The following is an 11,327-nucleotide window of genomic DNA, read 5'->3' as shown; positions in this document are numbered from 1 at the left end:
GCCGGCCGTGTGGGCGCTCGCCACGACCGCCTGCCACACCGCGAGGCCGAGCAGGGGCAGGACGAGCAGCGCCAGGGCCCACACGGGCACGAGCGGCTGGAGGGTCAGCCCGGCGAGGTTCATCGGTCCGTCACTCCTTCACCCGCCACGCGACCACGAGCAGCAGCGCGACGCCGAGGACCGCGACGAGGAACCAGCCCGCGGGCCGGTCCGTGACGATCACCTCGGGCGACGCGTCGAGCTCGACGGCCTGCTGCGCGACGACGTCGTCCACCATGCCCTGCACCGCGGCCGGGTCGTCGGCGAGGAAGTAGAGCCCGCCGCCGTCCTCGACCGTGCTGCGGTACTCGCTCTCCTCCGGGGTGCCCTCGTAGCGCTGCGACCCGCCGAAGATCCCGTGCAGCGTGATGTCGCGCGACGCGACGAGGTCGGCGGCCTGGGGGAGCGTGTAGATCGGCTCGCCCGAGACGTAGTTGTCGGTCGCGAGGATGATCGAGCGCGAGCGCTCGGTGTCCTCCGCATCGAACTGGAGGGCGCAGCTCGCGAGCCCGTCGCCGATGAGGCTCGCGCCGGAGAGGTTCGCCGTCGTCCCGGCGGTGAACTGCGCGTACTCGAGGATCTCCGCGTCGTCCGACCCGCCGGTGTAGTCGAACGTCGACGGGTCCTTGTCGAGCGCGTCGATGCCGCCCTGGAGCTCCTCCTGCACGAGCGTGTAGTCGTCCGTGAGGGGGAAGACCGTGCGCGACGACGAGTTGAAGATCGACAGCGCGATCCGCTCGCCCTCGAAGTTGTCCACGAGCTCCTGGAACACCTTGAGCACGGCGCCGTCGTACTCGATCATCGAGCCCGACACGTCCAGGCACAGCACGATGTCGCGCGTGCCGAGGCGGTCGACGACGACGTCCGTCTCGACCGGGCGTGCCGCGACGGCGCCCGCCCCGACGACGGCGACGAGCAGCCCCGCCGCCGTGAGCCCCTGCAGCACGCGGTAGCGCCGCACCCACGCGGCGAACGCCGGCACGCGCGCGAGGTAGTCGGAGTTCGCCACCCAGAGCACGTCGGCGTCGGCGTCACGTCTCCGGCGGTGCCGGGCGAGCCACCAGGCGACCACGCCGGCGGCGAGCACGGCGACGACGAGCACGCCCCACAGCCACGGCCACAGGATGGACGCGCCCTGGGGACCGGGCACGACGGCGGTGCTCGTCGCGAGCGCGTGCCTCACCATCCGCGCACCACCGATCGGGCACGGTCGATCGAGTCCTCCGCGTCGGTCGCGCGCGCGGCGGGGTCGTTGTCGTGGTCCGCGAACGACGGCCGGTAGTACCGCGCGATGACCTGCGTGAGGCGTCCCGCCTCGCCGATCTGCTGGATCTCCGAGAGCGTCATGGACGACGCGTCCTGTCCCAGCCGACCGGTCGCGAAGCCGCGCATCTCGGCCGAGAGCGCGAGGTGCAGCGCGCGCTCGTCGAGCTCGCCGGCGCGGTAGCGCTCGGCGACGACGTCGAGGCGTCGCTCGTACTCGGCGCGGAGGGCCGCGTACGGGTCGTAGGGGCCGGTGGGGAGGAGGGGCGCGGCGGGCGGCACGGCCTTCTCCGCCGCGCTCGCGCGCGTCAGCCAGATCACGAGGAACACGACGGCGGCCGCCGCGAGGATCAGCACGATCCCCAGGACGGTCCACCACCCCGAGTAGCCCACGGGGTCGACGAGCTCATCGACGGGCACGCTTCTGCCTCCCCAGGAGCTCGACGAACCGCTGCACGACGTCGTCCGACCCCTCGACGAGCACGCCCTCGACCTGGAGCGCGCGCAGGCGCTCCGCGACCTCGGCCCGCCGCGCGGCGAGGGCCTGGGCCGCGGACGCGGCGAGCGCGGCCCGGCCGCGCAGGAACGCCGGCAGGCGCAGCGTCCCGTCCACGTCCGCGACCTCGCCCGTGGCGTGCGGCCCCGCACCCGCGCCGACGGGGGACAGGTCCGCGACCTGGACGACCATGACCTCGTGGCGCACGCGCAACGACCGCAGGAGCTGCTCGTGCTCGGCTCCCGGGCGCGCCTCGTCGGTCACGACCACGACCAGCGAGCGGCGCCGGAACGCGGACCGGGCGCGGTCGAGCGGGCGCGCGAGGTCGCTCGTGGGCGCGTCGGGCCGCCACAGGTCCTCCACCGTGCGCAGCAGCACCTCGAGGTCCTGCGTGCTCGCGCGGGGCGGGAGCTGGACGAGCCGCCGGGCGTCGCCCGCGACGAGCGCGACACGGTCGCCCCGGTCGCGCGCGAGGTACGCGACGAGCGCGCAGCAGAAGCTCGCGATCTCCGCCTTGGTCTCGCCGCTCGGGGCGGTCGCGCCCATCGTGCGGCCGGTGTCGACCACGAGCACGAGGTTGAGGTTCGACTCGCGCACGAACCGGCGGATGATCGGGAGCCCCGCGCGCGCCGACGACTTCCAGTCGATGTCGCCGACGTCCTCGCCGGGCGCGTACAGGTGCAGGTCGTCGAAGTCCTGGCCGTGCCCCTTGAAGACCGACCGGTGCCGTCCCTCGAGCAGGCCGGACGCCCGGCGCGCGACCGGGAGGTCGAGCCGGGCCCGGACCTGGGCGAGACGGGAGACGTCGGGCACGTGGTGCTCTCTCGAGACGGTGAGGGGGACGCTCAGGGCGTGGGGACGGCGTCGAACACCGCGTCCACGAGCTGCTCAGGCGGCACGTTGTTGGCGAGCGCGTCGAACGTGCGCACCAGGCGGTGCCGCAGCACCGAGTAGCGCACGGCCTTGATGTCGTCCGGGATGACGTACGCGCGGCCCGCGAGGATCGCGAGCGCCTGGCCCACGCGCATGAGCGCGATGCCGCCGCGCGGCGACGCGCCCACGCGCACGTGGCGGTCGAGGCCCGGGATCGGGCGTGGTCCGGACAGCCGCGTCGTGTTGATGAGGTCGACGACGTACCGCTTGATCGAGTCGTCCACGTACACGTCGTCCACGAGGCCGCGCAGGAAGCGGACGTCGTCGAGCGAGATGGGCTGCGCCGTGAGGGGCTGCGTCATCTGCCCGGTCGCGATGCGCTGGAGGATCTCGAGCTCCTGCGGCGGCGTCGGGTAGGTGAGCACCTCCTTCATGAGGAAGCGGTCCATCTGGGCCTCGGGCAGCACGTACGTGCCCTCCTCCTCGATGGGGTTCTGCGTCGCGAGCACCATGAACGGGTCCGGGAGCGCGAAGTTCTCGCCGCCGATCGACGTCTGCTTCTCCTGCATCGCCTCGAGCATCGCCGACTGCGTCTTGGCCGAGGAGCGATTGATCTCGTCGAGCAGCACGACGTTGGCGTGCACCGGACCGAGCTGGGTCGTGAACTCGCCGGTCGCGTAGTTGAAGATCTGCGTGCCGACGATGTCGTTCGGCATGAGGTCCGGTGTGCACTGGATGCGGTGGAACGAGCCGTCGACCGCGGCCGCGAGCGTCTGCGCCGCCGTCGTCTTGGCGAGCCCCGGCACCGACTCGAGCAGGATGTGGCCGCCCGCGAGGAGGGAGCTGACCAGCGCCGTGCGCAGGGCGTCCTGGCCGACGACGCGCTGGTCGAAGACCTGGCCGACGCGCTTGAGCAGGTGGCTCGCGCGGTCGAGGTCCTGCGTCGAGATGCTGCCGTGCCCTGCGGCCATCGATCGTCCTCCGGGTCGTGCGTGGTCGTGCGGGTGTGGTCCCGTGCGCGGCCGGAGGGGTGTGGACGGTGCGTCGCGAGCCCCCGGCGAACCCGGCCCAGTATGCCAGCGCGGCCCGCGTCGGACCGGGCGTCGTCCACAGGTCCGGGTGGGGAGAGGTCCCCACCGGGGAGGGCTCGGACCTTCCCCACCGGGGGGCGTCCGTGCGCTCGTCGGGAATGTCGGGCGAGCGTCGCGGGGTTGGCCCGGCATGAGCCACGACGCCGTCGGGACGACCGACGCCACCGCCACTGCCCTGTCCACCCCCACCGGCACCGCCCTCGACCGCCTCGGCGAGCCCGCGCTCCTCGCGCTCGTCGCCGCCCGCCGCCAGGGCGTGCTCGCCACGGTCAAGAAGGACGGGCGCCCCCAGCTCTCCAACGTCCTCTACGCGTGGGACCCCGACGCGGGCGTCGCGCGCGTCTCCGTGACCGCCGACCGTGCCAAGACCCGCAACGCCGCGCGCGACCCGCGCGTCTCGCTCCAGGTGAGCGCCGAGGACTTCTGGAGCTACGCCGTCGTCGAGGGGGACGCGGAGCTGAGCGCCGTCGCGCTCGACCCGCACGACGACGCCGCCGACGAGCTCGTCGAGACGTTCCGCGCCGCCTCCGGGAGCGAGCACCCCGACTGGGAGGAGTTCCGGCGCGCGATGGTCGCCGACCGCCGCCAGGTGCTGCGCCTGCGCGCGACGCGGGTCTACGGGATGGCGCGGCTGCCGCGACCGTGAGGCGGCCGTGAGAGCGGTCGTCAACAGGCGATGACCGGAGGGGTCCGCGCGCTCGATACCCTGGTCCGGTGACCACGACTGCCCTGCGCCGCGCGCCGTCGGACGCCCGACCCGCGAACCCGTGGTGGCTCGTCCTTGCCGGACCGTTCGCCGTCGTCGTCGCCGTCGTCGCGGTGCTCGCCGCCGGCGCGTTCTCGGCCGCGTTCACCGTCCCCGCCGGCTTCCCCGACCCGGGTGCGCTCGCGCGCCTCGGCACCCCGGTCGTCACGGTCCTCACCGAGCTCGCCGTCGCGCTGACGCTCGGCTCGCTCGTCCTCGCGGCGTGCGTGCTGCCCGCCGGGACGCCCGTGCGCAAGGCGCTCGGGGTCGCGGGCGCGTCGGCCGCGACGTGGGCGGTGCTGTCGGTCGCGCAGGTCGTGCTGCGCTACTCCTCGATCTCGAGCACGCCGATCACGGGCCCGACGTTCGGCGACCAGCTCGGCCTCTTCGTCTCGCAGGTCAGCCTGGGCCGCAACTACCTCGCGATCATCGTCGTCGCGGCGCTGACGTCCGCCGCCGCGCTCGCCGTGCGCGGCGCCACGGGAGCCATGTGGACGGCCGCGCTCGCGCTCGTCGCGATCGCGATGCAGGCCAACACCGGCCACGCGGCCGGCGCCGTGAGCCACGAGCTCGCCGTCTCGTCGATGTTCCTCCACCTGGCCGGCGCGGCGCTCTGGGTCGGTGGCCTGGGGACGCTCGCCGTCGTGCGCGTGCGCGGCGGGCTGGGGCGTGCGGACTTCGCGGCGTCCGTCGCGCGGTACTCCGCGATCGCGCTGTGGTGCTACGTCGCCGTCGCCGTCTCGGGCATCGCGAACGCGAGCATCCGGGTCGACACGCTCGCGGGCCTCACCACCGACTACGGCATCCTCCTGCTCACCAAGCTCGCGCTGCTGCTGGTTCTCGGCGCCGTGGGCTTCGCGCACCGCGAGCTCGTCGTGCGGCGGCTCTCCGGCCCGACGGCGGTCGCGCGGCCGAGCGGCGACCGTGCGTCGACGAAGGGCTCGTCGAAGGGCTCGTCGGGCAAGGCAGCGAAGGGGGCGACGTCGTCCGGGGGTGCGAAGGGCGCCGCGGCGGAGGGCACGCGGTGGCTGTTCTGGCGCCTCGTCGCGGTCGAGCTCGCGATCATGGGCGCGGTGTCCGGCGTCGCCGTCGCGCTCGGGTCGACCGCGCCGCCGGTGCCGCAGGAGGAGCCGCTCGACACCTCCGCCGCGTACCAGGTGACCGGGCACGCGCTGCCGCCGGAGCCGACGCTCGCGCGCTGGTTCACCGAGTGGCGCTGGGACCTGCTGCCCGCGTTCGCGTGCGTCGCGGCGCTCGTCGTCTACCTGCGGTGGGTGCGCCGCCTCGCGAAGCGCGGCGACTCCTGGTCGGTGGGCCGCACGGTCTCGTGGTGCGTCGGCATCCTCGTCCTCTTCTGGGTGACGTCGGGCGGGCCGGCGATGTACGGGCACGTGCTGTTCAGCGCGCACATGGTCCAGCACATGATCCTCGCGATGGTCGTGCCGATCTTCCTCGTGCTCGCGGCGCCCGTGACGCTGCTCCTGCGGGCGGTGCCGCCGCGCAGGGACGGGTCGCGCGGCCCGCGCGAGTGGGTGCTCGCCATCGTGACGTCGCGCGTGGGCCAGTTCTTCGCGAACCCGATCGTCGCCGCCGTGAACTTCGCCGGCTCGATGATCGTCTTCTACTACACGCCCGCGTTCGAGTACGCCCTGACGACGTACGCCGGGCACCTCGCGATGCTCGCGCACTTCACGCTCGCGGGGTACCTGTTCGCCAACGCGCTCGTCGGGATCGACCCCGGTCCGCACCGCCCGCCCTACCCGCAGCGCCTGCTCCTGCTCTTCGCGACCATGGCGTTCCACGCGTTCTTCGGCGTCGCGCTGACGTCGGGCGAGGTGCTGCTCGTGCCCGAGTGGTTCGGTCTGCTCGGCCGCGAGTGGGGCCCGAGCGCGATCGCCGACCAGCAGCGCGGCGGCGGCGTGGCCTGGGGCATCGGCGAGCTCCCGACGCTCATCCTCGCCATCGTCGTCGCGGTCATGTGGACGCGCTCCGACGAGCGCGAGGCCAAGCGTCGGGACCGCCAGGCCGACCGCGACGGCGACGCCGAGCTCCAGGAGTACAACGCGATGCTCGCGGAGATGTCGAAGCGCGACGACTGACCCCACCCCCTACCCGCCGAACACGACGTTGCTGGCGTTCTCGGGCCGATCACGACAGCAACCTCGCGTTCGACGGCGCGGAGCCTCGTGCTCGATCGAGGTGGCGACGCAGCGAGGTCGTCATGCGACCCGGTCGGCTCGTCCCGGGCTGCGTCAGGTCCCGACCCGTGAAGCGGAGGACCTCCACCCCGCCGTGCGTCACGAGCGCGTTCTGACGCGAGCGGTCGCGGAGGAGCGCGTCGGGCGAGCCGTGGACGTCCGTGCCGTCCATCTCGCCGATCAGCCACCGCCCTCGGGGCAGCCGCCACCCGAGATCTCCACGCCCGACGAACGCGCCGTCGTCGACCACCTCGACCTGGAGGTCGTCGGGTGCCAGCCCGACGTCCGCGCACTCGAGGCGAGCGAACGTCTCGAGCGGTGACTCGGACCGTGCGTCCGCCTCGGCCCACCAGGCGTGCGTCCGCGCGACACCCCGCCGCCCACGGGCCAGGTCGTGGGCGCGAGCCAGGCCTTCGGCGTCGAGGAGCCCGAGATGGCCGACGCTGTCCATCGCCGCGACGGCGCGCCGCCGACCCATCTCGGGGACTGCCTGGGCCAGCGCCCAGTCAGGGCTCGCGACGTAGCGGCCGTCGACCTGGACGACGGTCATCCCGTCGTCGAATTGGCGCAGCCGGATCCCGTCGCGCGGCAGCGCTCCCCGTGCCCCGGGGAGCGTCGCCTGCGGCACGACGCCCGTGCTGATCCCCTGGACACCGAGCAGGACGAGCGCGCACGGTCCGACGGCGATCGCCTCGGGTCCGTACGCGAGGAGCGCGAGCCAGGCGGCGCGGCGCCGACGGTGGTCGTGCACCCGGGGGTCCGACGGCGCGAACAGCCCCGGCGTCGCCTCGAACACCCCTCGCGTGGGTCGGCGCCAGCGGCCCTGGTCGACGAGTCGCGAGCGGCGGTTCGCGTTCACACCGTGCGCGTCGCACTGCGAGGCGGAGACGAGCCCGGCCTGACGCTCGGCGAGGACGAGGAGCTCGGTCGGGACCGTGGTCAGTGTGCGCACCTCCGGATCTGACCAGAGACGCGCCCGGCCGCGCACCGGCGGGATGCGCAGGCTGTGGACAGCGATCACGGAACGGGCCCTGTGGACGGCCCCGTTCCGCGTACCCCGGGACGACAGCCCGAGCTCTCGGCGCGCGCGGGCGCCCCGACCACGACCTTGCGCGGTGTCGAGGACGAGGTTGCTGTCGTTCTGGGCCCTAGAACGACAGCAACCTCGTGTTCGGCAAGGTCGGGGTGGGGGCGAGGGAGGGTCGCTGCCGTGATAGGACGTACGGGTGAGTAACGACGCCGCCATGCCCGGTACCTCCGACTCGTCCGCGAATCCGTTCCACGACCTCGACCAGTACCTCGCGATCCCGCGGGTCGGGGGGCTGGCGCTGTCGCCCGACGGGGCGCGCCTGGTCACGACCGTCCAGACCCTCGACCCGCAGCGCACGGGGTACCGGACGGCGCTGTGGGAGGTGGACCCCGCGGGCCACGCCCCGGCGCGTCGGCTCACGCGCAGCACCCAGGGCGAGTCGAGCGCGACGTTCACGGGGGCGGGCGACGTCCTGTTCACGTCCGCCCGCCCCGACCCGGACGGCGGTTCCGACGACGACCCGAAGGCCGCGCTGTGGCTGCTCCCGGCGACGGGCGGCGAGGCGCGCGTCGTCGCGACGGCGCCCGCGGGCGTGAGCGGCCCGCTCGCCGCGGCGGACGCACCGGTGGTCTCGGTCGCGGCGAAGGTGCTGCCGAGCGCGCGCGACCTCGCGCACGACGCCGAGCTCCGCGCCGCGCGCAAGGACGCCAAGGTCGCGGCGATCCTCCACAGCGCGTACCCCGTGCGCCAGTGGGACCACGACCGCGGCCCGGACGAGGCGCACCGGTTCGTCGGCGACCTCACGACCCTCGTCGACGAGCCCGCCCACCCGCTCCCGGCACCGGCCGACGACGACGGGTCCGACGGCACCGACGCGCCCCACGACCCTCGGCTCCTCGACCTGCGCGACGTGGCCCGCGGCGTCGGGCAGGCGTCCGCGCCGGGCCGCGCGCTGCACGACCACTCCGCGGACCTCTCCGCCGACGGCACGACCCTCGTCACGACGTGGCAGGTCGCCGGCCCGGGGCCGCAGGTGCGCAACACGCTCGTCGCGATCGACACCGCGACGGGCGCGCGCCGCACGCTCGTCGACGAGCCGAGCGCGGAGGCGCACTGGCCGCGCATCTCGCCGGACGGCGCGTGGGTCGCGTTCGTGCGCGAGACGATCTCGACGCCGCACCAGGCGCCGGAGGAGAGCCTCGCCGTCGTGCCGCTGCACGCGCCCGACGGGCCTGCCGGCGCGGGCGTCGACCACGACGACTCCGCGACGACGCGCGCCGAGAACCACGCGACCCCGCGCACGCTCGTGCCGCACTGGGACCGCTGGCCGACGTCGCTGCGCTGGCTCCCCGACGGCTCGGGCCTCCTCGTCACGGCCGACGACGACGGCCGTGGGCCGGTCTTCCTCGTCGCCTTCTCCCCGGACGGCGCGGCGGAGAACGGCACCGCCGAGCGCGTGACGAGCGACGACGCCGTCTTCACGGACGTGCAGGTCGCGCCCGACGGGCGGACGGCGTACGCGCTGCGCACGAGCTACCTCGAGCCGTCGCACCCGGTGCGCATCGACGTCGGGGCGTACCTCGACTCCGGTGCGGCGGGCGGCCGCACCCCGGTGCCCGCGACGCCGTTGCGCGGGCCGGTCGCGACGCCCGACCTCCCGGGCACGCTCGTCGACGTCGAGACCGCCGCGGCCGACGACGTGCGCGTGCGCGGCTGGCTCGCGCTGCCGCACGGTGCGTCCGCGGAGAACCCGGCCCCGCTGCTGCTGTGGATCCACGGCGGCCCGCTCGGTTCGTGGAACGCGTGGAGCTGGCGCTGGAACCCGTGGCTGATGGTCGCGCGCGGGTACGCGGTGCTGCTGCCGGACCCGGCGCTCTCGACCGGGTACGGGCAGGACTTCGTGCAGCGCGGGTGGGGCGCGTGGGGCAAGGCCCCGTACACGGACCTGCTCGCGATCACGGACGCCGTGGAGGCGCGCCCGGAGGTCGACGCGTCGCGGACGGCCGCGATGGGTGGCTCGTTCGGCGGGTACATGGCGAACTGGGTCGCGGGCCACACGGACCGCTTCCGCGCGATCGTCACGCACGCGAGCCTGTGGGCGCTCGACCAGTTCGGCCCCACGACCGACCACGCGTACTACTGGGCGCGCGAGATGACGCCGGAGATGGCGCTGGAGAACAGCCCGCACCGGTTCGTCCAGGACATCGTCACGCCGATGCTCGTCATCCACGGCGACAAGGACTACCGGGTGCCGATCGGCGAGGGCCTGCGGCTCTGGTACGAGCTGCTCGACTCGTCCGGCCTGCCCGCCGGGCCCGACGGGGAGACCGTGCACCGGTTCCTGTTCTACCCGGACGAGAACCACTGGATCCTCCAGCCGCAGCACGCGAAGGTCTGGTACCAGGTCGTGCTCGCGTTCCTCGCGGAGCACGTGCTCGGCGCCACCCCGGGCGAGGACGACGCGGCGCTGCCGACGACGCTCGGCTGAGCACGAGGTAGCCCGCACGCGACCACGAGGCTGCTGTCGTGATCAGCTCGATGACGACAGCGACCCCGTGCTCGACGCCGGTGATCCGCGGGGCGGTCAGGGGAGGGCGCGGAGGCGGGCCGCGCGGAGCGTGAGGTAGTCGCGCTCCGCGGGGCTCGGCGTCGCCGCCGCGGCGGCGACGTACTGCCCGACGGCGGCCCGCGTCTCGCCCGCCCGCTCCAGCAGGTGCGCGCGCACCGCCGGCAGGCGGTGGCTCGTCGCGAGCGCGCCGTCGAGGCCGTCGAGGAGGGCGAGGCCCGCGCGCGGGCCGTCGACCATCGCGACCGCGACCGCGCGGTTGAGCGTGACGTGCGGGCTCGGGTCGAGGCGCTCCAGCACCGAGTACAGCGCGAGGACCCGTTCCCAGTCGGTCGCGTCCGTGCTCGGTGCCTGCGCGTGCAGCGCCGCGACCGCGGCCTGCACCTGGTACGACCCGACGAGACCGTGGCGGAGCGTCGCGGTGACGATCCGGACGCCCTCGACGATCTCCGCGTGGTCCCAGCGCGTGCGGTCCTGGTCGGCGAGCGGCACGAGCTCCCCGCGCGGACCGGTCCGGGCGTCGCGACGGGCGTCCGTGAGGAGCATGAGCGCGAGCAGCCCGCCGACCTCCGGGTCGTCCGGCAGCAGCGCGTGCACCGTCCGGGCCAGCCGGATCGCCTCGCCCGACAGGTCCGCGCGCCGCAGCAGCGGCCCCGAGGTCGCCGTGTGCCCCTCGGTGAACACGACGTAGAGGACGCGCAGGACGGCGGCGAGCCGCGCGTCCCACTCGCCCGGGCCCGGCGTCGCGAACGGACGGTCGAGCGCGGCGAGGCGCCGCCTCGCGCGCGTGAGGCGCTGCGTCATGGTCGCCTCGGGGACGCCGAACGCGCGGGCGATCTCCGCCGTCGTGAGCCCGCCGACGGTCCGCAGCGTCAGCGCGACGGCGCTCGCGGGCGGCAGGTCGGGGTGGCAGCAGAGGAAGAAGAGGGTGAGCGAGTCGTCGACGTCGATCGCCCGCCCCGCCGCGCCCGGCCCGCCGCCGGGCGCGGCGGACCGGGAGATCGGAAGAGCACACGTCTGAACTCC

The 11,327-nt window shown here is 74.6% G+C and carries 9 protein-coding genes; 3 read left to right on the top strand and 6 right to left on the bottom strand.

The features are described 5' to 3' along the window. Window positions 1-130: 130 nt before the first annotated feature. Genes ABWU78_RS20630 through ABWU78_RS20615 form a run of 4 tightly spaced genes read right to left on the bottom strand, consistent with a single transcriptional unit; the run spans window position 131 to window position 3,642 of the window. Window positions 131-1,225: a vWA domain-containing protein gene (locus ABWU78_RS20630; protein WP_253052138.1), complete on the bottom strand. Its 1,095-nt coding sequence runs from the start codon at window positions 1,223-1,225 to the stop codon at window positions 131-133. Then, window positions 1,219-1,722, bottom strand: coding sequence for a hypothetical protein (locus tag ABWU78_RS20625; RefSeq protein WP_439159365.1), 504 nt, complete (start codon window positions 1,720-1,722; stop codon window positions 1,219-1,221). The genes ABWU78_RS20630 and ABWU78_RS20625 overlap by 7 nt, the downstream gene beginning before the upstream one ends. After that, window positions 1,709-2,611: a DUF58 domain-containing protein gene (locus tag ABWU78_RS20620; RefSeq protein ID WP_439159364.1), complete on the bottom strand. Its 903-nt coding sequence runs from the start codon at window positions 2,609-2,611 to the stop codon at window positions 1,709-1,711. The genes ABWU78_RS20625 and ABWU78_RS20620 overlap by 14 nt, the downstream gene beginning before the upstream one ends. A 32-nt stretch (window positions 2,612-2,643) precedes the next feature. After that, on the bottom strand, window positions 2,644-3,642 hold the full coding sequence (locus ABWU78_RS20615) for an AAA family ATPase (protein ID WP_047231854.1): 999 nt from the start codon (window positions 3,640-3,642) through the stop codon (window positions 2,644-2,646). A gap of 250 nt (window positions 3,643-3,892) precedes the next feature. On the opposite strand from ABWU78_RS20615, the gene ABWU78_RS20610 reads away from it, so the two are divergent. Further along, on the top strand, window positions 3,893-4,408 hold the full coding sequence (locus tag ABWU78_RS20610; protein ID WP_253052146.1) for a PPOX class F420-dependent oxidoreductase: 516 nt from the start codon (window positions 3,893-3,895) through the stop codon (window positions 4,406-4,408). 68 nt (window positions 4,409-4,476) lie between these two features. Then, window positions 4,477-6,606 (top strand): cytochrome c oxidase assembly protein, encoded by a 2,130-nt coding sequence (locus tag ABWU78_RS20605; RefSeq protein WP_439159363.1) that lies wholly within the window; start codon window positions 4,477-4,479, stop codon window positions 6,604-6,606. 49 nt (window positions 6,607-6,655) lie between these two features. On the opposite strand, the gene ABWU78_RS20600 is transcribed toward ABWU78_RS20605, so the two are convergent. Further along, entirely contained in the window at window positions 6,656-7,657 is a 1,002-nt protein-coding gene (locus ABWU78_RS20600; protein WP_253052150.1) for a type IV toxin-antitoxin system AbiEi family antitoxin domain-containing protein, read from the bottom strand. Window positions 7,658-7,949: 292 nt separating this feature from the next. Here ABWU78_RS20600 and ABWU78_RS20595 point away from each other — a divergent pair, with 292 nt between their 5' ends. Continuing rightward, window positions 7,950-10,223 (top strand): prolyl oligopeptidase family serine peptidase, encoded by a 2,274-nt coding sequence (locus tag ABWU78_RS20595; RefSeq protein ID WP_439159362.1) that lies wholly within the window; start codon window positions 7,950-7,952, stop codon window positions 10,221-10,223. Window positions 10,224-10,319: 96 nt separating this feature from the next. Here ABWU78_RS20595 and ABWU78_RS20590 read toward each other — a convergent pair. Continuing rightward, window positions 10,320-11,327: RNA polymerase sigma factor (locus ABWU78_RS20590; RefSeq protein ID WP_439159361.1), on the bottom strand; the 1,008-nt coding region annotated here is incomplete at its 5' end.

The sequence above is a fragment of the Cellulosimicrobium sp. CpK407 genome, assembly GCF_051844275.1.
Lineage (GTDB): Bacteria > Actinomycetota > Actinomycetes > Actinomycetales > Cellulomonadaceae > Cellulosimicrobium > Cellulosimicrobium cellulans_G.
Note: the sequence above shows the minus strand (reverse complement) of the source record. Positions and strands in the feature narration are given on the sequence as shown.

What these genes read in the sequence shown, in the direction of transcription:
- ABWU78_RS20630 (WP_253052138.1), bottom strand. Translation starts at nt 1,225, where the DNA reads ATGGTGAGGCACGCGCTCGCGACGAGCACCGCCGTCGTGCCCGGTCCC.
- ABWU78_RS20615 (WP_047231854.1), bottom strand. Translation starts at nt 3,642, where the DNA reads ATGGCCGCAGGGCACGGCAGCATCTCGACGCAGGACCTCGACCGCGCG.
- ABWU78_RS20610 (WP_253052146.1), top strand. Translation starts at nt 3,893, where the DNA reads ATGAGCCACGACGCCGTCGGGACGACCGACGCCACCGCCACTGCCCTG.
- ABWU78_RS20595 (WP_439159362.1), top strand. Translation starts at nt 7,950, where the DNA reads ATGCCCGGTACCTCCGACTCGTCCGCGAATCCGTTCCACGACCTCGAC.